The sequence below is a fragment of the Paraburkholderia unamae genome, assembly GCF_003096875.1.
Taxonomy (GTDB): domain Bacteria; phylum Pseudomonadota; class Gammaproteobacteria; order Burkholderiales; family Burkholderiaceae; genus Paraburkholderia; species Paraburkholderia unamae.
Window position 1 is genome coordinate 192348 of sequence record NZ_QEOB01000009.1, and the last position, 24841, is coordinate 217188.

At 66.4% G+C, this 24841-nt stretch carries 24 protein-coding genes; 8 read left to right on the plus strand and 16 right to left on the minus strand.

Going from position 1 to position 24841, the window contains the following annotated elements:
- Positions 1-548: 548 nt before the first annotated feature.
- From cysC to C7402_RS20065, 3 genes are all read right to left on the minus strand, one after another.
- Positions 549-1154, minus strand: coding sequence for an adenylyl-sulfate kinase (gene cysC / locus C7402_RS20055; protein WP_279635564.1), 606 nt, complete (start codon positions 1152-1154; stop codon positions 549-551).
- Positions 1155-1313: 159 nt separating this feature from the next.
- Positions 1314-2345: a UDP-glucose 4-epimerase GalE gene (gene galE / locus C7402_RS20060; protein ID WP_112172558.1), complete on the minus strand. Its 1032-nt coding sequence runs from the start codon at positions 2343-2345 to the stop codon at positions 1314-1316.
- A gap of 31 nt (positions 2346-2376) precedes the next feature.
- Positions 2377-3495 (minus strand): glycosyltransferase family 4 protein, encoded by a 1119-nt coding sequence (locus C7402_RS20065; protein WP_244314887.1) that lies wholly within the window; start codon positions 3493-3495, stop codon positions 2377-2379.
- A 304-nt stretch (positions 3496-3799) separates the two neighbouring features.
- On the opposite strand from C7402_RS20065, the gene C7402_RS20070 reads away from it, so the two are divergent.
- A complete protein-coding gene (locus C7402_RS20070; protein WP_116611805.1) occupies positions 3800-4171 on the plus strand; it encodes a CidA/LrgA family protein in 372 nt (123 codons plus the stop codon).
- A gap of 5 nt (positions 4172-4176) precedes the next feature.
- Entirely contained in the window at positions 4177-4923 is a 747-nt protein-coding gene (locus C7402_RS20075) for an LrgB family protein (protein WP_224040662.1), read from the plus strand.
- 19 nt (positions 4924-4942) lie between these two features.
- On the opposite strand, the gene C7402_RS20080 is transcribed toward C7402_RS20075, so the two are convergent.
- Positions 4943-5773 (minus strand): glycosyltransferase, encoded by an 831-nt coding sequence (locus C7402_RS20080; RefSeq protein WP_116611920.1) that lies wholly within the window; start codon positions 5771-5773, stop codon positions 4943-4945.
- Positions 5773-7035 carry an oligosaccharide flippase family protein gene (locus C7402_RS20085; protein WP_112172562.1) on the minus strand — a complete coding sequence of 421 codons (1263 nt, stop codon included), beginning with the start codon at positions 7033-7035 and terminating at the stop codon, positions 5773-5775. The genes C7402_RS20080 and C7402_RS20085 overlap by 1 nt, the downstream gene beginning before the upstream one ends.
- Positions 7036-7316: 281 nt before the next feature.
- On the opposite strand from C7402_RS20085, the gene C7402_RS20090 reads away from it, so the two are divergent.
- The 6 genes from C7402_RS20090 (at position 7317) to C7402_RS20115 (ending at position 14756) form a co-directional block, all read left to right on the plus strand.
- The gene (locus C7402_RS20090) at positions 7317-8711 is read left to right on the plus strand and encodes a phosphomannomutase/phosphoglucomutase (protein WP_112172563.1); all 1395 of its coding nucleotides are present in this window, start codon (positions 7317-7319) and stop codon (positions 8709-8711) included.
- A gap of 189 nt (positions 8712-8900) precedes the next feature.
- Positions 8901-9902, plus strand: a complete 1002-nt coding sequence (gene waaC / locus C7402_RS20095) for a lipopolysaccharide heptosyltransferase I (RefSeq protein WP_208948959.1) — start codon at positions 8901-8903, stop codon at positions 9900-9902.
- 264 nt (positions 9903-10166) lie between these two features.
- Entirely contained in the window at positions 10167-11051 is an 885-nt protein-coding gene (gene kdoO / locus C7402_RS20100; RefSeq protein ID WP_112172564.1) for a Kdo hydroxylase KdoO, read from the plus strand.
- 88 nt (positions 11052-11139) lie between these two features.
- Complete coding sequence (gene waaA / locus C7402_RS20105) at positions 11140-12462, plus strand: lipid IV(A) 3-deoxy-D-manno-octulosonic acid transferase (RefSeq protein WP_116611806.1); 1323 nt, start codon at positions 11140-11142, stop codon at positions 12460-12462.
- A gap of 300 nt (positions 12463-12762) precedes the next feature.
- Positions 12763-13125: a DMT family transporter gene (locus C7402_RS20110; protein WP_112172566.1), complete on the plus strand. Its 363-nt coding sequence runs from the start codon at positions 12763-12765 to the stop codon at positions 13123-13125.
- A gap of 50 nt (positions 13126-13175) precedes the next feature.
- Complete coding sequence (locus C7402_RS20115; protein WP_116611807.1) at positions 13176-14756, plus strand: hypothetical protein; 1581 nt, start codon at positions 13176-13178, stop codon at positions 14754-14756.
- A 12-nt stretch (positions 14757-14768) separates the two neighbouring features.
- Here the strand turns inward: C7402_RS20115 and ureG are convergent, their stop codons facing one another.
- The 11 genes from ureG to urtB form a co-directional block, all read right to left on the minus strand.
- On the minus strand, positions 14769-15413 hold the full coding sequence (gene ureG, locus C7402_RS20120) for an urease accessory protein UreG (RefSeq protein WP_116611808.1): 645 nt from the start codon (positions 15411-15413) through the stop codon (positions 14769-14771).
- A 22-nt stretch (positions 15414-15435) separates the two neighbouring features.
- Positions 15436-16116 (minus strand): urease accessory protein UreF, encoded by a 681-nt coding sequence (locus C7402_RS20125; RefSeq protein WP_116611809.1) that lies wholly within the window; start codon positions 16114-16116, stop codon positions 15436-15438.
- Positions 16103-16753, minus strand: coding sequence for an urease accessory protein UreE (gene ureE, locus C7402_RS20130; protein ID WP_116611810.1), 651 nt, complete (start codon positions 16751-16753; stop codon positions 16103-16105). The genes C7402_RS20125 and ureE overlap by 14 nt, the downstream gene beginning before the upstream one ends.
- Positions 16754-16762: 9 nt before the next feature.
- Complete coding sequence (gene ureC, locus C7402_RS20135; RefSeq protein WP_116611811.1) at positions 16763-18469, minus strand: urease subunit alpha; 1707 nt, start codon at positions 18467-18469, stop codon at positions 16763-16765.
- Positions 18470-18498: 29 nt separating this feature from the next.
- Positions 18499-18804 (minus strand): urease subunit beta, encoded by a 306-nt coding sequence (locus C7402_RS20140; protein WP_112172572.1) that lies wholly within the window; start codon positions 18802-18804, stop codon positions 18499-18501.
- Between the two features lie 10 nt (positions 18805-18814).
- Positions 18815-19117 (minus strand): urease subunit gamma, encoded by a 303-nt coding sequence (gene ureA / locus C7402_RS20145; RefSeq protein ID WP_065057295.1) that lies wholly within the window; start codon positions 19115-19117, stop codon positions 18815-18817.
- A 243-nt stretch (positions 19118-19360) separates the two neighbouring features.
- Complete coding sequence (locus C7402_RS20150; protein ID WP_116611812.1) at positions 19361-20263, minus strand: urease accessory protein UreD; 903 nt, start codon at positions 20261-20263, stop codon at positions 19361-19363.
- Positions 20264-20354: 91 nt separating this feature from the next.
- A complete protein-coding gene (urtE, locus tag C7402_RS20155) occupies positions 20355-21050 on the minus strand; it encodes an urea ABC transporter ATP-binding subunit UrtE (protein WP_112172574.1) in 696 nt (231 codons plus the stop codon).
- 34 nt (positions 21051-21084) lie between these two features.
- Positions 21085-21870: an urea ABC transporter ATP-binding protein UrtD gene (gene urtD / locus C7402_RS20160; protein WP_224040668.1), complete on the minus strand. Its 786-nt coding sequence runs from the start codon at positions 21868-21870 to the stop codon at positions 21085-21087.
- Between the two features lie 92 nt (positions 21871-21962).
- Entirely contained in the window at positions 21963-23156 is a 1194-nt protein-coding gene (gene urtC, locus C7402_RS20165; RefSeq protein WP_116611814.1) for an urea ABC transporter permease subunit UrtC, read from the minus strand.
- Position 23157: 1 nt separating this feature from the next.
- Complete coding sequence (gene urtB / locus C7402_RS20170; RefSeq protein WP_116611815.1) at positions 23158-24798, minus strand: urea ABC transporter permease subunit UrtB; 1641 nt, start codon at positions 24796-24798, stop codon at positions 23158-23160.
- Positions 24799-24841 lie beyond the last annotated feature (43 nt).

Genomic DNA, 24841 nt, shown 5'->3' on the forward strand with positions numbered 1-24841 from the left:
CCGAGTCTTCCGGCTGCAAACCTTTACCCTAACCGCAATTGCGGCCTGCGCTCACCGAGATGTGCGCGAAGCTTGTTTTGGGCATGGCGCCTATTGTAATAGCTGGAGGCTGTCCGGCCGCTAGATGAGATTGAACTGAGGTTGTTGCCAGCAGCGTTGAGCGTCATCGGAGCGCCGACCAACATTGTCGATTGCTGCTGACGTGCGATTTATCGGGCTGGATCGGCACTGGCCGCTGTAGCCCCTGCGAGCGGTTCGCGTTGCGGCGGGGCGCGGCCTGGATTCGTGTCCGGATATACGCTGTCCGATTGAGTTGGTAGCCGCCATTCGGGACGCGTCGGTGAAGTGAGTCACGTGTGTTCAGCGGCGCTAGCGTTGACCGCCGGAGGCTCCGGAGTGCGCGTCTTCATGTTCCGTGGCGTGCCGAAGCGATATGGCCGAACGCTTGGCGTTTCCCGTGCTTTTTCGTTTTTTTCGATTTGGGACGCCGGCGTGAGCCGCTGAGCGAAGGCAAGATCAGGACGGCGTGAACGTTCGCCGTCGTCTGGTTATTGGGTGCCTGCCGCGCGACGAGTTGCGATCTCGGGCGCATGCTCGTCATGATGGCCAATCGCCATGTTGCGCTCATGCACCAGATACTTAACGATTTCCTCTACGCAATGCTCAACGCTGTTGTCGTGAGTGCGTAGCGCGAGATCCGGGTGGAGCGGTCGACGATAAGGTGAATCGACGCCGGTGAACTGAGGAATTTCCCCACGTCGAGCGCGTCGATAGAGGCCTTTAGGATCGCGTTCCTCGCATATGGAAAGCGGTGTATCGACAAAAACTTCGACGAATGTTTCATCGCCGATGATGCGCCTGGCATTGGCCCGGTGCTCAGGCTCGGGAGAAATCGTCGCGGTTACGGCAACGAAACCTTCGTTGCGAAAGAGCGCTGCCACGTGGGCCACGCGTCTAAGGTTTTCCGTACGCTCGTCGTCGCTGAACCCGAGATCCGAATTTAGCCCGGTGCGAAGTACGTCGCCATCGAGAACAATCGCGCGTTGTGCAAACGTTTGCAATCGGTTGACAAGTGCACGCGCAATCGTTGATTTTCCTGCCCCAGACATGCCGGTGAGCCAGATGACCACACCAGCCGATTCCTTTTCTCTCACAGCTTAAGCCCTGTTAGACGTCAGTTGCATTTCGTCCGAAGGATTGTTGCATCCACAATCTGGAGGCTTATTGTAGCTGTGATACCGCTGTTGTAACGTCGACGTAATAAAACGCAACAAATCGGCGATCTTGTAATTGTTTGTCTCGGCACGATGTGCTTACTCAAACCCCCGCGGATTCCCCTCCTGCCACCGCCAGTGGTCCGCGCACATCTGCTCGATCCCAAACCGCGCCGTCCACCCCAGCACGTTTTCCGCCGCCGCCGGATTCGCATAGCACTCGGCAATATCCCCCGGCCGGCGCGCCACGATTTCATACGGCACAGGCCGCCCCGAAGCCTCTTCAAACGCCTTCACCACCTCGAGCACGCTATACCCGCGCCCCGTGCCGAGATTCACAACAAACCCCGCATCGTGCTTCACGAGCGCATCGAGCGCCGCGAGGTGTCCTTGCGCGAGATCGACCACGTGAATGTAATCGCGCACGCCCGTGCCATCCGGCGTCGGATAGTCGCCGCCGAACACGCGCAGCTTCTCCAGCTTGCCCACCGCCACCTGCGCCACGTACGGCATGAGGTTGTTGGGAACGCCCGCCGGATCCTCGCCGATCAGCCCGCTCTCATGCGCGCCCACCGGATTGAAATAGCGCAGCACCGCGATGCGCCACGACGCGTCCGAAATCGCCACGTCACGCAGGATCTGTTCGGCGATGAGCTTCGACTGGCCATACGGGTTGGTCGCCGAAAGCGCAAACGTCTCGTCGATAGGCGAGCGCTCGGGCACGCCATACACCGTGGCCGACGAGCTGAATACGAACTGCTTCACGCCGTGCTGGCGCATCACGTCGAGCACGACGAGCAGGCCGTCGACGTTGTTGCGGTAATACTCGATGGGCTTCGCCACCGACTCGCCCACCGCTTTGAGCGCCGCAAAATGGATCACGCCGGTAATGCGGTGCGCTTCGAAAATGCGCGAGAGGGCCGCGCCATCGCGCACGTCGGCATCGTAAAAGGCAACCGGCTTGCCGGTGATCTTTTCGACGCGCGCGAGCGATTCCCGGCGGCTGTTCACGAGATTGTCGACCACGACCACTTCATAGCCGCCATTGAGCAGTTCGACGCAGGTGTGCGAGCCAATGTAGCCCGCGCCGCCGGTGACGAGGATGGTGCCCTTTGAGTTCGTCGCTGTCATGCCGTGTTCGTTCCCGTGAAATCAAACTCGATCAAAATGTCGACCCGGTAATTTCCCGGATCAGTTCCCGGTAGCGTTGTACCACAACGCGTTCGTCGAATTCTTTCTCGATTTTTTTCCGGCCGCGCCCGGCCATGGCGGCGCGCGCTTCGTTCCCGAGGTCGAGCATGCGCGCCAGGCTCGCCGCGAGCGAGGCGGCGTCGCGTGCTTCGCACAGCAGGCCGTTCACGCCTTCGGCGACGACTTCGCGGCAGCCGGGCACGTCGGTGGCCACGATCGGGCGGCCCATCGCGCTCGCTTCCATCAGCGTGCGCGGCACGCCCTCGCGGTACGACGGCAGGACGACGCAATCGGCGTCCGCAATATAGGGGCGCACGTCGGCGGTCTCGCCGAGGTATTCGATCACGCCTTCGCGCTCCCACGCGGCCACTTCGTCGCGCGAGATGGCGCTCGGGTTGTCCACGCCCACCGGGCCGAGCAAGCGAAAGCGCGCATGCGGATAGCGTGCGCGCAGCGTGCGGGCGGCTTCGACGTACTCGCCCACGCCCTTGTCCCAGAGCAGGCGGCCGATCAGCACGAAGGCGAAGGTCTCGCGCGCGGGCAGCGGCGTGAACGGGAAGTCGTCGAGATCGACGCCTTCGCCATGCAAGAGCCGCGCGCGCTCGGGATGCGCGAGCAGGTCCTGGTCCTTGAAGGCGGCTTCGTCGTCGCGATTGAGGAACCAGACTTCGCGTGGAAAGCGGAACGCGAAGCGATAGAGGCGCTTGGCGACCTGCGCCGCGCGGCTCTTCTGGATGAAGACGTAGCCGAGGCCCGTCGTCACCGCGACCGACGGTGTGCGCGCGAGCCACGCGGCGATCGAGCCATAGATGTTCGGCTTGATCGTGTAATGGAACACGACGTCGGGCTTGAGCGCGCGATAGTGGCGACGGAGCGCGAGGAGGGTGCGCAGATCGTGCAGCGGGTTCGTGCCCTTCGAGGCGACCGGCAGATCCACGCAGCGGCAACCCATTTCGGCGAGCGGCTCGAAGGTGCGGTCGCGCGGCGCGATCACGGTGACCTGCGCGCCGGCCTGCGTGAGCGCGCGCAAGAGGCCGCGCCGGTACGTGTAGATCGCCCAGGCGGTGTTGCAGACGAGGGCGATATGCAAGTGGCTGGCGGCGGACCGGGGGGCGCTTGCGGCGCGAGCGTTCTGCGAGGTTGGGGCGGGCGAGGTGTTCACGAAAGCGGGGGCGTCGTTGTCACGGCGTGTGACGAAAAGGGCGGCAGCAGCCGGGCGGCACATTTTAGCCGACGCCCGATCCGTCCCTCAGATGACCCTGTTTGTGCCGATCTGTGCCGCTCTGTGCTGTTCAAGCGCGCGCACGCCCCGCCAGGTATGAAGATTCGCTGCGCATCGGCCGCCGTTGGGCTACACTGCGCGCGCCTCGCGTGTTTCCAGTCCAGTCTTCGCCATGCTTCGTTCCCTTGCCGCCCTGCTGATATTCCAGTGTCTCGGCGAGAGCGTGTCCTACGTGTTCTCGCTGCCCGTGCCCGGTCCCGTGATCGGCATGCTGCTTCTGTTCGCCTTCGCGTTGATGCGGCCCGCCGCCGCCGAGGCCATCGAGCCCACCGCGCTCGAATTGTTGCGCCATCTTTCGCTGCTCTTCATTCCGGCCGGCGTGGGCATCATGGTGTCCGCCCAGGCGGTGCGCGGCGAAGCGTTCGCCGTGATCGCGAGCCTCGTGGTGAGCACGACGCTCGGCATCGCCGTCACCGCGCTCGTCACGCGCGCGCTGTTGCGGCGTCAACGGCGTGCCGATACGGCCGGGGAGGGCGCGTCGTGAACAACCTGGCGAACAACCATCTGCCGCTGTCCAGGCTCGACGCCATCTGGGTCTATCTCGCCGGCTCGCCGCTGCTCGGCCTCACGGTCACGCTCGTCGCGTATCTCATCGCCATCAACATCTATGCGCGCGCGAAGCACAATCCGCTCGCCAATCCGGTGCTGATCGCCGTGGCGCTCGTGGTCGCGGCCCTCAAGATCACCGATACGCCGTATCGCACGTACTTCGAAGGCGCGCAGTTCGTGCACTTCCTGCTCGGCCCGGCCACCGTCGCGCTTGCGTTGCCGCTGTATCGCCAGTGGGGCAAGTTGAAGCGCGGCGCGCTGCCCTTGCTCGGCGGTCTCGTGGCGGGCTCGCTCACCGCGATCGTTTCGGCGGTCGGCGTGGCGAAGCTGTTCGGCGCCTCGCACCAGACCGTCGCTTCGCTTGCGCCCAAGTCGGCGACCACGCCGATCGCGATGGCCGTCGCCGACAAGATCGGCGGCATTCCGTCGCTTACCGCCGTGCTCGTGATCTCGACGGGCGTGTTCGGCGCCGTGACCGCGCGCTGGATTCTCAACCTCGTGCGCGTGCGCGAAACCGAGGTGCGCGGCTTTGCGATTGGCGTGGCCTCGCACGGCATCGGCACCGCGCGCGCGTTTCAGGTGAGCGAGGAGATGGGCGCGTTCGCGGGCCTCGGCATGGGCCTGAACGGAGTGTTCACGGCGTTCGTCGTGCCGGTGCTCCTGCCCGTCATGCTGCGCTGGATGTAACGCGCACGGTCCCAGGTGATCAGCGCGCGAAGAGCGCGCGCTTCATTTTCTGCAAGGTGCGATAGGGCGTCACGAAGTGCAGCAGGCTCTTCGCCACGCCCGCCCAGTCGCGCCAGTTCAGCACGTTCAGATAACGCAGTTGCAGGCTCAACGTCGAAACGATCTGCCGCCGCCGCTTCGTTGCGCTAATGCCGCCTTCATTCAGTTCGTAGTACAGGCCAAGTTCCGGCAGGTTCGCGCATTCGTAGCGCTCCATCAGTCGCAGGAACAGGTCGAGGTCCTCGGCGGCCGGATACTTCAGACGATAGTTGCCCACGGCGAGCACGGCGTCCACGCGCAGCATCACCGAAGGATGCACGAGCGGCGAGCGCAGGAGGCGCGTGCGGCGCAGCGCGCGCGCGTCGGCGCTCGGGCGCAGCATGAAGAGCGGCTCGCCCGCGCGGTTGACCACCTGGGTCCACGTGCCGAGCGCTGCGAGCGCGGGCTCGGTTTCCATGCGCGCGCGCTGTTTGGCGAGCCGCTGCGGCGCGGCGAGGTCGCCCGCGTCGATGCGCGCCGCGTAGCGAAAGCCGCGCGCCGCGAGCGCCTCGACGCCGGCCTGCAACGCGCGCTCGATGCCGCCGTTCTTCGCCATGCGCAACACTTCCACCTGCATGCCGGGCACTTCGGGCACGACGATGGGCGGCGTGCTGCCGTCGTCGACCACGAGCGCATAAATGGTTGCGTTCTCATCGAACGAGGCGAGCGTGCGCTCGACATCGTGCTGGCCGTTGTACGCGGGCATGAGCACGGCGACGTCGGCGAGCGCGCCTGTGCGTGCGTGGCTCGCCGGGAGCGCGGCGGAATTCATCATGAAACGAGCTTGAAGCGAATGTAGTAGAAGTTCACGCAGGCCGCCGCGAGATAACCCGCCGCGAGGCCGCACAGCGCGCCATACGAACCGAGCCGCCCGATCGCCACGAGATTCACGGCGAACGCTACGGCGAGCGCGAGCAGCCACTTGGCGAGCAGCACGAATTTCGCCTGATATTTGAGCACGACGAGGTTGCCGATGGCTTCGATCCCCGCGGGCACGGAAAGCCACACGGCCCAGCGGAAGATGCCGATCGCGCCTTCATAGTCCGGCCCGAACACGCGGCCGATGATAAAGCCCGCGAGCGCATCGAGCACGAGCGCGCCGGCCACCATCAGCGCGGCCGTCATCGCGAAGAGGCGCACGAGGTTGCGGCGCAGTTGCGCGGCTTGCTGCACGCGGTAGACGAAGGCGGGCGCGATCGTTTGCGAGAGCATGAGCGCGAGCGTGATCCAGTTCTCGTTGAGCTGCTGCGCGGCCGAGTAGCGGCCGAGATCGGCGAACGAGATCGTGCGTTCCAGCATCAGCCGGTCGAGCTTGAGGAACAGGTACATGCAGATGAGGCCGAGCCAGAACACCGTGCCCGCGCTCGCGAAATGCCGGAACAGCGTGCGGTCCACATGCCAGCCGAGCTTGCCGCCGTGGCGGCGCCGGAAATAGAGCACGAGCGCCGCGCCGATCGCCGCCGATTCGAGCGCCCAGAGCCAGCCGAACGTGGCCGGCGCGAACGCCGCGCGCGCGAGCAGAAAGACGAGCAGCGCCTTGATCACGGCGGTCGTCATGCTCGCGAGCAACTGCGGCTTGCTGTACGTCATGCTTTGCAGCCACGCGTTGATGACGCCGACGAACGGCTCGCGAAACAGCATCGTCACCGCGAGTCCGGCGAGCATCGCGCCCACCAACGGATCGGTCGCGCCGAGCGCGATGGCGGCCCAGGTCGCGAGGAGCGCCGCCGCCGACACGCCGATGCGCAGCGCAAACGCGCTGCCGAGCACGGTGCCGAGCTGCGCGGGAGGTTTGTTGACGATCGTCGGCACGAGAATCTCCGCGCCGCACACCCAGGTGATCGGGGAGAGCACGAGCAGCAGCGTGTTGGCGTACTGCCACTTGCCGAACACGTCGGGGCCGAAATAGCGCGCGAGCACGCCGCTGATGGCGATGGCGACGGCGATCTGCGTGAGGCGCTCGAGGCCGAGCCACACGATGTTCGCAAACGCGCGGGCGACATCGGGGTTCGCGAAACGCTTGAGACTCAGCATTGCGCCTCGCCGCTGCGCAAAGGGCGGAAAAAAGCGCCAAAAAAATCGCGGGCACGCGTCGTGCTCCTCGCCGTGATTCCGAAAGGCGGCTTTTTTGGCGAATTTTTTGGCGATAGAAGGGGACGGCGAAGCATTAAAATGGGTGCATACCACTGCCGAAAAACGGCAATTATAGTTTGTAACGGATCCCACTTTTCGTAACGGCAAAGGCTTTCAAGTGCCTGTCCGTGTTACGAATAGTCAGAATTCCTCGAATCCCCTTCTGCACGGTGAGCCTCAACATGATTTCGAAATCGATTTTCAAGGCATATGACATTCGCGGCGTGATCGACAAGACGCTCGACGTCGACACCGCGCGCGCCATCGGCCGCGCGTTCGGCAGCGAAGTGCGTGCGCAGGGCGGCGAAGCCGTGGTGATCGCGCGCGACGGCCGGCTCTCGGGTCCCGATCTTTCGCGCGCGCTGGCGGACGGCCTGTGCGAGGCGGGCGTGGACGTGGTCGACGTCGGCATGGTGCCCACGCCCGTGGGCTACTTCGCCGCGAGCGTGCCGCTCAAGCTCGTGGGCGGCGAGCGCAACGTGGACTCGTGCATCGTCGTGACGGGCAGCCACAATCCGCCCGACTACAACGGCTTCAAGATGGTCCTGCGCGGCAAGGCGATCTACGGCGAGCAGATCCTCGGCCTCTATGACCGCATCGTCGCGGGCCGCTTCGACGCGGGCGAGGGCAGCTATACGAAGTACGACATCGTCGACGCCTATGTCGATCGCATCGTGAGCGACGTGAAGCTCGCGCGCCCGATGAAGATCGTGGTCGACACCGGCAACGGCGTGGCGGGCGGCCTCGCGCCGCGCCTCTTCAAGGCGCTCGGCTGCGAGCTGGTCGAACTCTTCACCGAGGTGGACGGCACGTTCCCGAACCACCACCCGGACCCGGCACACCCCGAGAACCTCCAGGACGTGATTCGCGCGCTCAAGGAAACGGATGCCGAAATCGGCTTCGCGTTCGACGGCGACGGCGACCGTCTCGGCGTCGTCACCAAGGACGGCCAGATCATTTACCCCGATCGTCAGCTCATGCTGTTCGCCGAGGAAGTGCTTTCGCGCAATCCGGGCAAGCAGATCATCTATGACGTGAAGTGCACGCGCAATCTCGCGAAATGGGTGAAGGAAAAGGGCGGCGAGCCGCTCATGTGGAAGACGGGCCACTCGCTCGTGAAGGCGAAGCTGCGCGAAACCGGCGCGCCGCTCGCGGGCGAAATGAGCGGCCACGTGTTCTTCAAGGACCGCTGGTACGGCTTCGACGACGGTCTCTACACGGGCGCGCGCCTGCTGGAAATCCTCTCGCGCGCGGCCGATCCGAGCAAGCTGCTCAACGACCTGCCGAACTCGCACGCCACGCCCGAACTGCAACTGAAGCTCGAGGAAGGCGAGAACTTCGAGCTGATCGCCAGGTTGCAAAAGAACGCGAAGTTCACGGGCGCCGACGAGGTCAACACGATCGACGGCCTGCGCGTGGAGTACCCGGACGGCTTTGGTCTTGCTCGTTCGTCGAACACCACGCCCGTGGTCGTGATGCGTTTCGAGGCCGACAATGACGCGGCGCTCTCGCGCATCCAGGCCGACTTCAAGCGCGTGATCCTCGCCGAAAAGCCGGACGCGAAGCTGCCGTTCTAAGCCGGCCAACCGCGTTCGGGGCGGCTCGATGCCCCGGACGCCGCCCCGAACGGCACCCCGGCGGCGCCGCGCAACCCTCCTGCGCGGCGCCGTTTGTATTTTTTTACGCGCTTTTTCCCCGCTTTTCTTCGCATTTGCGTTCGGCGCGCTAAAATTGCGGACCTTTTTCATCTGTCCGGCCAAAGAGCCTTGAGCGTGCAAAAGATCCTCATCGTGCGCGTATCGTCGCTTGGCGACGTCGTCCATAACATGCCGGCCATTGCCGATATCCGCCGGCGCTACCCCGGCGCGCAGATCGACTGGCTCGTCGAAGAGAGCTTCCAGTCGCTCGTCGAACTCGTGAGCGGCGTGCGCCGCGCGATTCCGTTTTCGCTGCGCCGCTGGCGCAAGGGCCTTTTGTCGAGCGCCAACTGGCGCGAGATCGGGGCGTTCCGGCGCGCGCTCGCGGCCGAGAAATACGACCTCGTGATCGACTGCCAGGGGCTCATCAAGACCGCCTGGGTCGCGAGCTGGGCGCGCGGCCCGCTCGTGGGCCTCGGCAACCGCACCGACGGCGCGGGCTACGAATGGCCCGTGCGGTTTTTCTATGACCGCTCGATCCGTATCGAGCCGCGCACCCACGTGGTCGAGCGCACGCGGCAACTGGTCGCGGGCGCGCTCGATCTCGTGCCGCCGTCGCCTACCGACGAGATCGATTTCGGCCTCGACACCTATCGCGCCGCGCAGGCGCTGGCGGGCGTCGGGCTGAATCTGCCGGTGCCCTATGTGGTGTTCGTGCACGCCACCTCGCGCGCCGACAAGCAGTGGCCCGACCAGAACTGGATCGAGCTTGGCCAGGCGCTCGTGCGGCGCGGCGCCTCGCTCGTGCTGCCGTGGGGCAGCGAGGCCGAGCGGGCGACGAGCGAGCGCCTCGCGCGCGAGTTCGGCGAGGCGGCGATCGTGCCGCCCAGGCTCTCGCTGCCCGCCGTGGTCGGCCTGATCGACGGCGCGGCGGCCACGGTGGGCGTGGATACCGGCCTCGTGCACATCGCGGCGGCGCTGAAGCGCCCGACCGTCGAGTTGTACAATTTCGCGACTGCGTGGCGTACCGGCGGCTACTGGTCGCCGCACGTCGTCAATCTCGGCACGGCCGGGCAGCCGCCCACGCTCGCCCAGGTGAAGGGCACGCTGGCGGGCTTCGGATTGCTGTAGCGGCTGTCGCGGCGCGGCGCCGCACGAAGTGCGCGGGCGTCCCGCTGGCTGCGGCCGGTCAAGGCGCACCTCGGGGGCTGCGGGTATAAGAGTCGGCGCGCATGAGCACACCCAGGCGCCAGGGCCTGGCCGGCAAGGGCCGTGACGGCGCATCGGCAGCGGCGTGCCAGGGGCACAAGCCACGCCGCGAGCGCACCGCACGCGCACCGTACCCGTACCGTACAAACCGGCAGGCAATCAGATCCATCGCTTCCAGGGGCGACCATGAACGAATCCCAGATCATCGAAATCCAATCCGCCGACTGGCACGGCCAGCAACTCTCGCAGCCGCGCGAGACGCTGCTCGACGCCGTCGAGCAGGGCAAGGTGCTGTACTTTCCGAACCTGGCCTTTGCGATCGAGGGCGGCGAGCGCGCGTTGCTCGACCCCGCCATCGCCGACCCCAAGCGCAAGAATATCAGCCTCGACCCGAACGGCGGCGCGCTGCACGGCGTGCTCGGCGACACCGTCACGCAGTCGGCCGTGCGCGCGCTGATCGCGCGTTACCAGACCTGCGCGCGCACGCTTGTCGACGGCCTCTTTCCCGAGTACATCGGCAAACTGCGCGTGGCCCCCACGAGCCTGCGCCTGCACCAGGTGGAAACGCGCGAGACCTCGTGGCGCAAGGACGATTCGCGCCTGCACGTCGATGCGTTTCCGTCGCGCCCGAACTACGGCGAGCGCATCCTGCGCGTGTTCACCAACGTCAACCCCAACGGCGTGCCGCGCGTGTGGCGCGTGGGCGAGCCGTTCGAGGACATGGCGAAGCGCTTCCTGCCCAACATCAAGCCGCAGTTTCCCGGCTCGGCCTGGTTGCAGAATCTGCTGCACATCACGAAGTCGCCGCGCAGCGAATACGACCATCTGATGCTCAACCTGCACGACGGCATGAAGGCCGACCTCGGCTATCAGAAGTCGAGCCCGCAGGAGACCATCGGCTTTCCGCCGGGCTGCGTGTGGGTGTGCTTCTCCGATCACACGTCCCATGCCGTGATGTCGGGGCAGTTCATGATGGAGCAGACCTTCTTCCTGCCGGTGAAGGACATGGTGCATCCCGAATGGGCGCCGCTCGGCATTCTCGAACGCCTCAAAGGCAAGGAACTGGTTTGACTCCCCACCCGAGCGTGAGCCTGCCCGTGTACGCCCGCCGCCGCGCGGCCGTGGCCTTTCGCGCTGCCTCGGCCGCCGCGGAGGCCCGATGCTAAGAGCGATTTATCGCGCGGCCTGGTGGCTGATCGCACCGCTCGCAGTGCTGCGGCTTTTCATCCGCTCGCGCCGCGAGCGCGGCTATCGCGAGCATATCGGCGAGCGCTTCGGGTATTCGGCGGGGCGATTGCCCGAGGACGACAGTCCGCTCATCTGGGTGCACGCCGTTTCCGTGGGCGAAACGCGCGCGGCGCAGCCGCTCGTGGACGCGCTGCTGGCGGCGCGCCCGGACGCGCGCATCCTGCTCACGCACATGACGCCGGGCGGCCGCGCCGCCGGCGAGCAACTGTTCGGCGATCGTGTGCTGCGCTGCTACGTGCCGTATGACATGCCGCAAGCGGTGCGGCGCTTTCTGCGCGCGTGGCGTCCCTCGCTCGGCCTCGTCATGGAGACCGAGGTGTGGCCCACGCTGATCGACGAATGCAAGCGCGCCGACGTGCCGCTCGTGCTCACGAACGCGCGCATGTCGGCGCGCTCGTTCAAGCGCGCGGCGAAGTTTGGCGCGGGCGCGCGCGAGGTGTTCGGCGGTTTCACGCGCGTGCTCGCGCAGAGCCCCGCCGACGCCGAGCGCCTCAGCACGCTCGGCGCGCGCAACGTGGCCGTGCTCGGCAATCTCAAGTTCGACATGGCGAGCCCGCCCGCGCTGATCGCGCGCGGCCGCGACTGGCGCCGCGCGATCGGCACGCGGCCCGTATGGGTCGCGGCGAGCACGCGCGAGGGCGAGGAGGAACTGGTCCTGCAAGCCTTCGCCGCGCTCGTCGAGTCCAATGCGGCACCCGGCGCGGCACCCGACGCGCTGCTGATCCTCGTGCCGCGCCACCCGCAGCGCTTTGACGAAGTGGCCGCGCTCGTCGAACGCAAGCACTTCAAGCTCGAACGGCGCTCGCGCTGGGCGCCGGCCGCCGCCGCGGCGGCTTCGGCGCACGAGGGCATCCGGGCGCTGCCGCAGGACGTGAGCGTGCTGCTCGGCGATTCGATGGGCGAGATGGGCGCGTATTACGCGGCCGCCGATCTCGCGTTCATTGGCGGCAGCCTGTTGCCGCTTGGCGGCCAGAACCTGATCGAAGCGTGCGCCGTGGGCGTGCCGGTGCTGATCGGGCCGCACGTATTCAACTTTACGCAAGCCACCGCCGACGCCACCGCGGCCGGCGCAGCGCTTCAGGTGCAAGACCCCGCCGACCTCGCCCGCGCCCTGCGCGAGCTCTTCAACGACAAGTCGCGCCGCGTGGCCATGGGCGCGGCGGCGGCGGCCTTCGCCTCGCGCCACCGGGGCGCGACCGCGCGCACGGTCGACGTGCTCACCACGCTGCTTTAAGCCGCGCCCGGCCGCTCCGGCGGCATCCAGCCAGTCCCACCATTTCCGCCGCGCGAACCCTCGTTCGCGCGGCTATTTCTCTTGTCGTCTCTTCGCCAGATCGTCTCGCGTGCGATCGATCCGGCTGGCTGCGCGCATGTCAAACGTTTGCGAGGGGCCGTTTTCATTACCGCGTATTACGCCGCGCATGGCCGTCTGTCGTAACGTGGTCCGTCGAACATACTTCCATTTCCATGCGTTTTAGCTTTCATGAGGCGTAACGATGTCTATCAAAAATTACGTTCCTCACGACGAGCCAACATGTACATCATTTTTGTCCTGCTAAGTGGTACGTTCAGCGCGGTCGCCAGCATCCTGCTGCGCATCGCCGCGCGCTCGCCAGAGAACTTCAGCCGCCTCACCGTTGCCTTGCTCGATCGTCCGATGCAGCTGCGCCTTGGCGCGATCTGCGCCTATGGCTTCGGTTTCGTCTGCTATGCCATATCGCTCAAGAAGATCGAACTCAGCATCGCCTACCCGTTGATGGTCGGCATCACGATTCTCGAAATCTTCGTGTACGGCCTTCTGAACAATGAAGTCGCTACCGCCCGCTCGATGACGGGCGCGGCTTTCCTGATCGTCGCCATGTTCCTGCTGTACTCACGCGACATGACCCGTGGCTGAGCTACACGTTCGCTCGACATGAACCGCCGCACCGGAGGCTGATTCCACCGATGAATACCATTCTCAATCCGACATTTCGCGCGAGCCGCGCGGCCAGCACAGCCGCACGCGCGAGGCTGATTCTGCTGGTCGTGACGACGCTCTTTGGCGGCGTGTTGTTCTGGATCGCTCCGCGTCCGCCGATGGGCGATATCGCGCAGCACGTGGCGCAGATCGCGCTGCTGCACGACCTCGTGACGGGCACCTCGCCCTGGTCCGATATCGTGTGGATCAACTGGTTCACGCCCTATCTGCTGCCCTATGCGCTGGCGCTGGCGTTGTCGTTCCTGATGCCGGTGGCGGTGGCGATCAAGCTCGTCATGACGCTTGCCTACTTCGGTTTCGTGGCGGCGGGGGTGGCGCTACGCAAGACCTTTGAAGCGGACGAGCGACTCGACTGGCTGCTCATGCCCGGCTTTTTCGGCTTTGCCTGGCAATACGGCTTCTACACGTATATCGTCGCCGTGCCGCTGGGCTTGCTGTTCTTGATCGTCGCGCGCCGCTTTGCCGCTGCGCCCTCGGTGGCGCGCGCATTCGGCATATTCGCCGCCGGCGTCGGGGTGTTCTTCGCACACGGGCTCGTGTTCCTGTTCGCATGCGCAGTGGGCGCTTCGTTCATTCCGTGCTTCACGCGCCGGGCCGGCGCGATAGCGAAATCTCTCGTGCCATACGTGCTGCTCGGCTTGCTGATCGTCGGCTACCTGTGGTTCGTCAAGCGCAATGCGCTCGTGATTCCGAACGATCCGGGCGGCGCGCAGGCAGCGGTGCTCTGGGACTGGACGGGGCCTTACGGATGGCATCGCGTGTATAACTTCGTGCTCTACACGCTCGCCACCGAGATGCGCGACTGGTATTTCCTGCTCGGCGCGGTGTTCTTGCTGGCCGCACCGATGCTCATGGGGGCGAAGCTGAACCTTCACGACCGCAGCGCGTGGGTGCCCGCGCTGGCGATTCTCGTCGTCTGGTTCCTCGCGCCGACCGCCGCGCTCGGCATCGACCTGCTCTACCAGCGCTTCGCGATTTTCCTGCTGCCGGTGTACGTGCTGCTGTTCCGCTCTCCCAACGCAGGCGAGCGCCGATCCATGCGGGCGGTGCGCATCGGCGTGATCGAAGTGCTGCTCGTGCTGTTCTGCTGGGGCTACTTCGGCACGATCGCCGTGCGCGAGCATCGGTTCGCCGCCGAGAACGAGCCCTTCGAGACGCTGCTCGCGGCAGCGCAGCCGGGTCAGCGTGCGCTCGGTCTCATCTATTCGCCGCAGAGCGAGATCATCCACAATCCGTGGACGTATCACACCTATGCGCTGTGGTATCAGGCGGAAAACCAGGGCTTCGTCGATTTCAACTTCGCGTTTTTCCTGCCGGACGTCGTGCGCTTCAAGCCAGACCAGATTCCGCCGCTGCGGCCCGGTCCCTTGAATTCCGATCCCGGTGCGTTCGACTGGCACAAGGTGAACGGACGCCTCTATCGCTACTTCTTCGTGCGCCACACGCAGCCGTTGCCCGCGCATCTGTTCGACAACGACGAGTGCGACGTGGTGCTCGTAAAGGCGGTGCAGGACTGGTCGCTGTACGAGCGCCGCGCCTGCCGGTAGGCGCCCGGCGCGTTACGCGCTCGTCAGCAATCCTTGCTTTTCGATGAAGGCGATCACCTGGTCGAGCCCGTCGAGCGCCTTCAGATTGCACATCACGAAGGGCCGCTCGCCGCGCATCTTCTTCGCGTCGCTCGCCATCACGTCGAGGTTCGCCCCCACGAGCGGGGCGAGGTCGGTCTTGTTGATGACGAGGAGGTCCGACTTCGTGATGCCGGGGCCGCCCTTGCGCGGGATCTTCTCGCCGCCCGCCACGTCGATCACGTAAAGGGTGAGGTCCGACAGCTCGGGGCTGAAGGTAGCGGCGAGATTGTCGCCGCCCGATTCGATGAAGACGATATCGGCATCGGGAAAGCGCGTGAGCATCTGGTCGACGGCTTCGAGATTGATCGAGGCGTCTTCGCGGATCGCGGTGTGCGGGCAGCCGCCCGTTTCCACGCCCATGATGCGTTCGGCGGGCAGGGCGCCCGCGACGGTCAGGAGGCGCTGGTCTTCCTTCGTATAGATGTCGTTGGTGATGGCGACGAGGTCGTAGCGCTCGCGCATGGCCTTGCAGAGCATTTCGAGCAGGGTGGTCTTGCCGGAGCCGACCGGGCCGCCCACGCCGACGCGCAGCGGCGGCAGTTTCTTCGTACGTTTGCTGGATGCGAGCGAATTCATGGTTGTTCGATGACGTGCGGGTTCAGGAGCGGAAAAGCCGCGAGTATTGCGATTCGTGCCGCCCGGAGAGAATGCCGAGTTGCGGTGCGAAGGTGTTGAGCGATTCGGGCGGGGTGGCGAGCGCGCGCGCCACGGCTTTTTCGATTTCGGGCCGCAGCGCGACGATGATGCGCTGCCCCGCGAGCTGGCCGAGCGGCACCGCCTTGAGGGCGGCGGCCGTCTGGTTTTCGATCCAGCTGAACGCGTAGGCCGCGAGCGTGGCGTCGGGCGCGGCTGCGTGCGCCCAGGCGGCGAACGCGAAGGCCGTGGGTTGCGCCACCGGCGTCATGCGTTCCAGGGTCGCGCGCCGCCCGGCGTCGCCCCATTCGAGCTGCGCGCAAAGCTGGCGCAAGGACCAACCCATTTGCGCGGTCTCGCGGCGCAGTTCGGCCGACTCGCGGCTCGCGACGAATTGCGCGTTGGCCTCGATCAGCGCGGGGGCGTCATGCGTGCGCCAGCGTTCGAGCTGATGCGCGACGAACGGGAGTTCGCCGGTCGCGAGCACGCTGGCAAGGCCGCCCGCGATCCAGCGCGTGGCGTCGTCGGCATTGGTGACGAGCTGGACGTCGATCGCCGCTTCGAGCCCTTGCGAGTAGCTGAATGCGCCAATGGGCAGAGCCGGCGAGGCGAGATGCAGCAGTGCGGTGAGCTCAGCGATGTTCATGGCTGTGGTCGTGCGCGTGGCCGTCGCAATGACCGTGGTCGTGCCCGCAATCGTGGCCGTGCACGTGATCTTCGCCGTGGGCGTGATCGTGCGAATGCGCATGCCCGTGGTGCTCCTCGTACACGCGTTGCGCGAGTGCATAGTCCTCGGCGAAGGTCTCGTCGTGGCCGTGTCGATGGCCGCCGCCTTGAGCACCGCCTTGACCGCTGTACGCGCCCGCTTCGGGCTGGAACGGCAACTGCGCGCGCTCGACCTGGGCGCCCAGGCGCGTGAGCATGTCTTCGAGCACGGGGTCTGCTTCGAGCTTGAGTTCGTCGGCGCCCACTTCCACCGGCGTGTGCCGGTTGCCGAGGTGATACGCGGCGCGCGTGAGCGTGAGGCGATCGGGGGCGCGCACGCGCAGCACGCTTTCGGCCGCCGCGATCACGCGCACGAGGCCGCCGTCGTCGGCCACCAGCATGTCGCCATCGCGCAGCACCGTGCCGCGCGCCAGCACCACGCCCACTTCCTCGCCCGTGTCGAGCGTGGCCGCGAAGCGGCTCTTGCAGCGCGCATCGTATGGGAGCGTGAGCGTGGGCGCGCGTTGCATGAGCACCGGCGCGAGCTTCGCGTTGAGTCGTTTGTCGATCGTGCGCATGTCAAAACTTTAGAACAGAAAGTAACGCTGTGCCATTGGCAGCACCGTGGCCGGCTCGCAGGTGAGAAGCTGACCGTCGGCGACGACCTGGTAGGTCTCGGGATCGACGCTGATCGACGGCTGCCAGGCGTTATGAATCATGTCGCGCTTCGTCACGCTGCGGCAGTTGCGCACCGCGACCACGCGTTTTTGCAGGCCGTAGCGCTCGGGTATGCGCTTGTCGAGCGAGAGCTGCGAAACGAAGGTGAGCGAGGTTTGCGCGAGCGCGCGCCCGCGCGTGGCGAACATCTCCCGGTAGTGCACGGGCTGCGGCGTGGGGATCGAGGCGTTCGGGTCGCCCATCTGCGCGAGCGCGATCATGCCGCCCTTGAGAATGAGCGAAGGCTTGATGCCGAAGAACGCCGGCTCCCAGAACACGAGGTCGGCCCACTTGCCCGGCTCGATCGAGCCCACCTCGTGCGCGATGCCGTGCGTGAGCGCGGGATTGATCGTGTACTTCGCCACATAGCGCTTCACACGGAAGTTGTCGTTGCGCGCATTGTCCTCGGCCAGCGCGCCGCGCTGCACCTTCATCTTGTGCGCGGTCTGCCACGTGCGGATGATGACTTCGCCCACGCGGCCCATTGCCTGGGAATCCGAAGAGAGCATCGACAGCGCGCCGAGATCGTGAAGGATGTCCTCGGCGGCGATGGTCTCGCGGCGAATGCGCGACTCGGCGAACGCGATGTCCTCGGCAATCGACGGATCGAGGTGATGGCACACCATCAGCATGTCGAGATGCTCGTCGAGCGTGTTGATCGTGTACGGGCGCGTGGGGTTGGTCGAGGAGGGCAGCACGTTCGCTTCGCCGCACACCTTGATGATGTCGGGCGCGTGGCCGCCGCCCGCGCCTTCGGTGTGGTACGTGTGGATCGTGCGGCCCTTGAACGCGTTGACCGTCGCTTCCACGAAGCCCGATTCGTTGAGCGTGTCGGTGTGGATGGCGACCTGCGTATCCGTTGCGTCCGCAACGGTGAGGCAGTTGTCGATGGCCGCGGGCGTGGAGCCCCAGTCCTCGTGCAGCTTGAGGCCGATGGCGCCGGCGGCGATCTGCTCTTCGGCGGGCTTGGGCAGGCTCACATTGCCCTTGCCGAGAAAGCCGAGGTTGATCGGCCAGCCGTCGGCCGCTTGCAACATGCGCTCCATATGCCACGGCCCCGGCGTGCAGGTGGTGGCGTTGGTGCCCGTGGCCGGGCCGGTGCCGCCGCCAAGCATCGTCGTCACGCCTGAGGCGAGCGCCTCGTCGATCTGCTGCGGGCTGATGAAGTGGATGTGCGTGTCGATGCCGCCCGCCGTGACGATCTGGCCTTCGCCCGCGATCACTTCGGTCGAGGCGCCGATGGGTATCGTCACGCCCGGCTGCACGTCGGGGTTGCCCGCCTTGCCGATGCGCCAGACACGGCCGTCCTTGATGCCGATGTCGGCCTTCACGATGCCCCAGTGATCGACGATCACCGCGTTCGTGACGACGGTGTCCGCGACTTCGGCGTGCAGGCGCTGCGACTGGCCCATGCCGTCGCGTATCACCTTGCCGCCGCCGAACTTCACTTCGTCGCCGTAGACGGTGTAGTCGCGCTCGACTTCGATGATGAGTTCGGTGTCGGCGAGGCGCACGCGGTCGCCGGTCGTGGGGCCGAACATCTCCGCATAGGCGCGGCGGCCGATCTTCAATGTCATATCGGATTCCTGATGAATGCGGGGCGCGCTCAGAGCGGGCCCATCACCTTGCCGTTGAAGCCATACACGGCGCGCTCGCCCGCGAGCGCCACGAGCTCGACGGTGCGCTCCTGGCCTGGCTCGAAGCGCACGGCGGTGCCCGCCGCGATGTTCAGGCGAAAGCCGCGCGCGGCCTCGCGCTCGAACGAGAGCGCCTCGTTGACTTCGTAGAAGTGGAAATGCGAGCCGATCTGCACGGGGCGGTCACCCGTGTTGGAGACCGTCACGGTGACGGTTTCGCGGCCTGCGTTGAGCTCGATCTCGCCGTCGTCGATCAACATCTCGCCTGGGATCATGAGCGCGCCTTCACGGAATCGGATGGTGGACGGTGACGAGCTTGGTGCCGTCGGGGAAGGTGGCTTCGACCTGGATGTCGGGAATCATCTCGGGCACGCCGTCCATCACGTCGTCGCGCGTGAGCAGCGTGGTGCCGTAGTGCATGACCTCGGCAACGGTCTTGCCGTCGCGGGCCGCTTCCATCAGCGCGGCGCTGATGAAGGCGACCGCCTCCGGGTAGTTGAGCTTGAGGCCGCGCGCGCGGCGCCTTTCGGCGAGCAGCGCGGCGGTGAAGATCAGGAGCTTGTCTTTCTCGCGTGGCGTGAGCTTCATCGTTCTGGGTCGGTTGGGGCAAGTCTGCCGGCCCAGCTTACGGGAACCAGGTTACGCGCAGCTTGCGGCGTCGCGCGCGGAGCGCGCGCATCGGTGCAAGCTCACAGCAAGGTGTGTGCCAGTGATGGGGACAGCGTGAATGCACCATTCATGGCGTATCCGCGCACCGAATTGAGGTGCGCGCGTCGCGACATCGTGCATGGGTGAGCGGGGTAGCACCTTTGTGGTGCGTATGAGACGCGCTCAGGTCGTCCACAGGCGCAGCGGCGTGGCCTTCACGCCATGCACGAACGGACGCAGCGACGTCCAGCATTGCGCGAGCGTGTTCTGTAGCGGTTCCATCGAACGCGCGACCACACGCACGAGCATGACGCCGGGCGCGACACAGCTCACGCCCGAGCGCATTGCGTCGTCGAAGGGCAGGGTGGCGGCGAGGTCCTGCGCCAGCGCGTCGGTGCAGGCGGGGCTGATCGCCCACAGCACGCCGAACGCCGGGTAGCCCGCGAGCCCTTGCGGTGCGTCGCGCAGCGGGTCGGCGGCGTCGATGAGCGCGCGTTCGAACCAGAGCAGTTCTTCTTCGCCGTTATCCGCCGAGGCGCGCGCCACGCGCGTGAGCGCGCGCAGCATGCCCGCCGACCAGCGCTCGCCCGCGGCCTGGCGGCCCAGTTGCGTGGCGTCCCAGCCGATGGCCGTCGCGCCCGCGTCGAGCGTGAGCGAGAAGTCGAGCTCCGCGTGCGCGTGGTCGAACACGAGGTTGTTCTGCGGCAGCCAGTCGAGCTTCGCGCCCGCGCCCACGCGCACCTTGATGCGCTGGCGCGCCACGCGCCCGTTGGACTTGTACCACTTGGTCGCGCCCGGCGTGGTGAGCACGGCGTGCGCGCCGTCGCCCACGTTCACGTCGATGTCGAGCCGGTCGCCGCCCGCGATGCCGGCGGGCGGATGCACGATCACCGCGTGACAGATCGCGTCGCCTTCGGGGTAGAGCGGCCGTTGCACGCGCAACGGCCCGCTGTGCAGCCGGTGCGTGAGCGCCGTGCGTTCCTGCTGGCGCGCGAAGCCGAGTTCGAGCTTCGCGGCCCATTCCTGATGCGCGGTGCTGCGTAGCGTGGTGTTGGCGAGTGCGGCGTGATCGACGTGGAGCGACATGCGGGGCGACGGGGAGGAAGCGGGGGATGGCGTGGAGGATAGCACGCCCGGTCTGTGCTCAAACCGCGCACAAACCGCACACGATCCGCGCTCAAACCGCAATCAACTCCCGCACGCCGTCCGCATCCATGCTCGCGCCCGCGCCGCCCGCCACGATCTCGCCGCGGCTCATCACCCAGTAGCGGTCGGCAATGGCCTTGGCGAAGTCGTAATACTGTTCGACGAGCAGCACCGTCATCTGCATCTCTTCCACGAGCCGGCGCAGCGTGCGGCCAATGTCCTGGATGATCGAAGGCTGAATGCCTTCGGTGGGCTCGTCGAGTATCAGCAAGCGGGGATCGCTCATGAGCGCGCGGCCGATGGCGAGCTGCTGTTGCTGGCCGCCCGAGAGGTCGCCGCCGCGCCGCGTCTTCATCTCCTTGAGCACGGGAAAGAGCTCGTAGATATGCGCTGGCACGCCGGAGGGCATGCGCTTCTTGCTTGCCGCGCCCACCAGCAGGTTCTCTTCCACGCTCAGGCGCGGAAAGATGTCGCGCCCTTGCGGCACATAAGCGAGACCGTGCGCCACGCGCGCGTGGGTCGGCAGCTTCGTGAGCGGCTCGCCGCGCCAGGCGATCGAGCCGTTCTTCGTCGCCACGACGCCCATGAGGCAGCGCAGCAGCGTCGTCTTGCCCACGCCGTTGCGGCCGAGCAGCACGGTCAGTTCGCCCTCGGGCACCGTCATCGAGACGTTGCGCAGGATGTGGCTGCCGCCGTAGTACTGGTTCAGCGATTCGATGGTTAGCATGGCTGATGTCGTGCCAAAGTCATTCGGGTGAGGCCTAGCGGCCCAGATACGATTCGATCACCGCTTCGTCGCGCTTCACGTCGTCGAGCGTGCCGTGCGCGAGCACGCTGCCCTCGGCCATCACCGTCACGCGGCCGGTTTCGCCCGCGAGCGCCGCGACGAACTCCATGTCGTGCTCCACCACCATCATCGAGCAACTGCCGCGCAAGCGGTTGAGCAGCGTGGCGAGTTCCATCGTCTCGTCGTCGGTCATGCCCGCGGCGGGTTCGTCGAGCAGCAGCAGTTGCGGCTTCTGCATGAGCAGCATGCCGATTTCGAGGCGCTGTTTCTGGCCGTGCGACAGCTCGCCGGCGAGGCGCCGCGCGTCGCTCTCCAGCCGGATCACTTCGAGCGTTTCCTCGATCTTCGCCTGCGCGTCGCGATCGAGGCGCGCGCGCAGCGTCGCGAACCAGCCCTTGTCGGCTTTCATCGCAAGTTCGAGGTTCTCCCACACGGGGTGTTGCTCGAACACGGTGGGCTTCTGGAACTTGCGGCCGATGCCCACGCGCGCGATCGCCGGTTCGTTCATGCGCGTGAGGTCGAGCGTCTGGCCGAGGAACACCTTGCCCGAGTCGGGCGCGGTCTTGCCCGTGATGACGTCCATCATCGTGGTCTTGCCCGCGCCGTTCGGGCCGATCACGCAGCGCAACTCGCCCGCGTCGATGGTGAGCGAGAGCTTGTTGAGCGCGCGAAAGCCGTCGAAGCTCACGGTCACGTCTTCCAGATAGAGGATCGTGCCGTGCGAGGTGTCGATCGTGCCGGGCTCGACCACATGCCCCATGTCGGCGACACCGGAGAGCGCGAGTTCGTCGCCCTTGAGCGCTTCGTCGAAGGGGTTGGGGTTGAGCGGGTCGTTAAGCACGCTGAGTCCGATCATGGGCGTTGGCTCCGTACGGTGAGGCGATGCTTCAGGAGGTCGATGAGACCCATGATGCCGTTGGGCAAAAGGAGCGGCACCAGCACGAACATGAGGCCAAGGAAGAACAGCCAGTATTCGGCGAAATGGGCGGTGAAGAAACTCTTCGCGCCGTTCACGGCGAACGCGCCGATGATCGGGCCGATGAGTGTGCCGCGGCCGCCCACGGCCACCCAGATCGCCATTTCGATCGAGTTGCCCGGCGACATCTCGCTCGGGTTGATGATGCCGACCTGCGGCACGTAGAGCGCGCCCGCAATGCCGCACAGCACGGCCGAGAGCGTCCACACGAACAGTTTGTAGCCAAGCGGGCTGTAGCCGAGGAACATGAGGCGCGTTTCGCCGTCGCGCACGGCGGTCACGACGCGGCCGAGCTTCGAGGTGACGATGGCGCGCGCGGCGAGGAACGCGAGCACGAGCACGGCGAACGTGAGCAGGAACAGCACGGTGCGCGTGCCCGGATGCGTGATCGGCATGCCCGCGATGCGCTTGAAGTCCGTGAAGCCGTTGTTGCCGCCGAAGCCGGTTTCGTTGCGATAGAAGAGCAGCATCGCGGCGAACGTCATGGCCTGGGTGATGATGGAGAGGTACACGCCCTTCACGCGCGAGCGGAACGTGAAGAAGCCGAACACCCACGCAACCACGGCGGGCGCCAGCACGACGAGCAGGAGCGCGAACCAGAGGTGCTCGGTGCCTTGCCAGTACCACGGCAGCGCATGCCAGTCGAGAAACACCATGAAGTCGGGCAGGTCGCTGCCGTACTTGCCGTCGTGGCCGATCTCGCGCATGAGGTACATGCCGATGGCGTAGCCGCCGAGCGCGAAGAAGAGGCCGTGGCCGAGGCTCAGGATGCCGCAGTAGCCCCACACGAGATCGAGCGCGAGCGCGGCGATGGCGTAGCACATGAGCTTGCCGCCGAGCGTCATCGCATAGGCGGAAAGATGCAGCGCGCTCGTCTGCGGCAGCACCAGCGCGCACAGCGGCACGCCCACGCCGATCGCGAGAATGAGCGCGATGAGGGCGAGCCACGCGCGCGGCGTGAGCAGGGCGGGGCGCGCGGGCAGCCCGAGGGCGAACGTTTCGGCGCCGTTGCCGGACGCGTGCGGCGCGCCCAGCGTGGGGGGCGTGGAAGTCGAAGTGACGCTTGTCATGTCATGCCTCCGCGCTGCGGCCCTTGAGGGCGAAGAGGCCCTGCGGACGCTTCTGGATGAAAAGCACGATCAGCACGAGCACGGCGATCTTCGCGAGCACCGCGCCCCAGAACGGCTCGATGGCCTTGGAAACGAGCCCGAGGCCGAAGCCGCCGATCACGGTGCCCGCGATCTGCCCGACGCCGCCCAGCACCACGGCCATGAACGAGTCGATGATGTAGCTCTGGCCCAGGTCGGGGCCGACGTTGCCGATCTGCGACAGCGCGCAGCCGCCGAGTCCCGCCACGCCCGCGCCGAACGCGAAGGCCCAGGCATCCACGCGCGCGGTGCGCACGCCCACGCACGCGGCCATGCGGCGGTTCTGCGTGACCGCGCGCACGAAGAGGCCAAGACGCGTTTTCGTGAGCACGGTCCACGCGATGCCCACCACGATCAGCGAGAACGCGAGGATCGCGAGGCGGTTGTACGGCAGGATCAGGTTCTGCATGACCGTGACGCCGCCGCTCATCCACGAGGGGTTTTCGACCTGCACGTTCTGCGCGCCGAAGATCATGCGCGTGGCCTGAATGAGGATGAGGCTGATGCCGAACGTGGTGAGCAGCGTCTCCAGCGGGCGGCCGTAGAGATGGCGGATCACGAGCCGTTCGATCACGGCGCCCACCAGCGCGGCGGTGACGAACGACGCGGGAATCGCGAAGAGGGGATACCAGTCGAACGCACCGGGCGCGTAGCGCTGCACGAGCGATTGCACCACATAGGTTGCGTACGCACCGATCATGAGGAATTCGCCGTGCGCCATGTTGATCACGCCGATCAGGCCATACGTGATGGCGAGGCCGAGCGCCGCGAGCAGCAGCACGCTGCCGAGCGAGAGGCCCGCGAACAGCGTGCCCGCGATCTCGCTGCGGCGCTGGATCGAGTCGAGCGCGGCGATGCCCTGTTGTGCGACGGCGCGCACGTCGGCGTCGGGCTCGCTCCATGCGCCGCTCGCGTTCTTTGCAACGAGCGGGCGCAGCAGTTCGTACATGTCGAGGTCGTGGCGCGCGGCGACGAGCTTCGCCGCTTCGAGGCGCGTCGCGGCGTCCGGATCGTGCAGCGCGGTCATGGCCCAGAGCGTGTCGAGGCGGCGCTTGAGCGCGGCGTCGGTTTCCTTCGCGCGCGCGGCGTCGATCATCGGCTTCATCGACGGGTCGGGGTTCTTCAGCAATGCGGCGATGGCGGCGCGGCGTGTCTCCAGGTCGGGCGAGGCGAGTTGCAGGCCCGACACGGCGCCCGCCACTTTCGAGCGCAGCAGGTTGTTCAGCGTGATGGGCTGCGCGCTCGCTGCGACGTTCGCGGCGACGGGCTTGCCCGTTGCGGCGTCGCGCGCGTTGTCGCCGTCCTGAACGAGCACCTGGCCCGAATCGGTCGCGGTGACGCTGTCGTCGGCGAGCGCCTTGAGCAGCGCGAGCGAGGCGGCGTCGTGTGTCGCGATGAGCTTGTCGACGGCCGCGGATTTCGCGTCGAAGTCGTCGCCGGCGAGCGGTGCGACGTCGGCGCTATCGAGCGCGTGGGCGGCCGTGGTGAGCGCCGCGAACAGCGCTGCGGCGCCGAGCGCCCGGCGCAGGCCCGCACGGGCGTACCTCGTGAGTGAGAGAGCCATGATGATGTTCTTTTTAATGCGGGCCGCCGCGCGGCGCGATCAC

Bases quoted from the DNA above. Each gene is read 5' to 3' on its own strand.
- kdoO (WP_112172564.1), top strand. From the start codon at position 10,167: ATGAACGAATCCCAGATCATCGAAATCCAATCCGCCGACTGGCACGGC.
- galE (WP_112172558.1), bottom strand. From the start codon at position 2,345: ATGACAGCGACGAACTCAAAGGGCACCATCCTCGTCACCGGCGGCGCG.
- C7402_RS20115 (WP_116611807.1), top strand. From the start codon at position 13,176: ATGAATACCATTCTCAATCCGACATTTCGCGCGAGCCGCGCGGCCAGC.
- C7402_RS20150 (WP_116611812.1), bottom strand. From the start codon at position 20,263: ATGTCGCTCCACGTCGATCACGCCGCACTCGCCAACACCACGCTACGC.
- C7402_RS20085 (WP_112172562.1), bottom strand. From the start codon at position 7,035: ATGCTGAGTCTCAAGCGTTTCGCGAACCCCGATGTCGCCCGCGCGTTT.
- C7402_RS20070 (WP_116611805.1), top strand. From the start codon at position 3,800: ATGCTTCGTTCCCTTGCCGCCCTGCTGATATTCCAGTGTCTCGGCGAG.
- C7402_RS20110 (WP_112172566.1), top strand. From the start codon at position 12,763: ATGTACATCATTTTTGTCCTGCTAAGTGGTACGTTCAGCGCGGTCGCC.
- urtD (WP_224040668.1), bottom strand. From the start codon at position 21,870: ATGGGGCATGTGGTCGAGCCCGGCACGATCGACACCTCGCACGGCACG.
- urtB (WP_116611815.1), bottom strand. From the start codon at position 24,798: ATGGCTCTCTCACTCACGAGGTACGCCCGTGCGGGCCTGCGCCGGGCG.
- C7402_RS20125 (WP_116611809.1), bottom strand. From the start codon at position 16,116: ATGAACATCGCTGAGCTCACCGCACTGCTGCATCTCGCCTCGCCGGCT.
- ureE (WP_116611810.1), bottom strand. From the start codon at position 16,753: ATGCGCACGATCGACAAACGACTCAACGCGAAGCTCGCGCCGGTGCTC.
- urtE (WP_112172574.1), bottom strand. From the start codon at position 21,050: ATGCTAACCATCGAATCGCTGAACCAGTACTACGGCGGCAGCCACATC.
- waaA (WP_116611806.1), top strand. From the start codon at position 11,140: ATGCTAAGAGCGATTTATCGCGCGGCCTGGTGGCTGATCGCACCGCTC.
- C7402_RS20140 (WP_112172572.1), bottom strand. From the start codon at position 18,804: ATGATCCCAGGCGAGATGTTGATCGACGACGGCGAGATCGAGCTCAAC.
- ureG (WP_116611808.1), bottom strand. From the start codon at position 15,413: ATGAATTCGCTCGCATCCAGCAAACGTACGAAGAAACTGCCGCCGCTG.
- ureC (WP_116611811.1), bottom strand. From the start codon at position 18,469: ATGACATTGAAGATCGGCCGCCGCGCCTATGCGGAGATGTTCGGCCCC.
- C7402_RS20080 (WP_116611920.1), bottom strand. From the start codon at position 5,773: ATGAATTCCGCCGCGCTCCCGGCGAGCCACGCACGCACAGGCGCGCTC.
- C7402_RS20090 (WP_112172563.1), top strand. From the start codon at position 7,317: ATGATTTCGAAATCGATTTTCAAGGCATATGACATTCGCGGCGTGATC.
- urtC (WP_116611814.1), bottom strand. From the start codon at position 23,156: ATGACAAGCGTCACTTCGACTTCCACGCCCCCCACGCTGGGCGCGCCG.
- ureA (WP_065057295.1), bottom strand. From the start codon at position 19,117: ATGAAGCTCACGCCACGCGAGAAAGACAAGCTCCTGATCTTCACCGCC.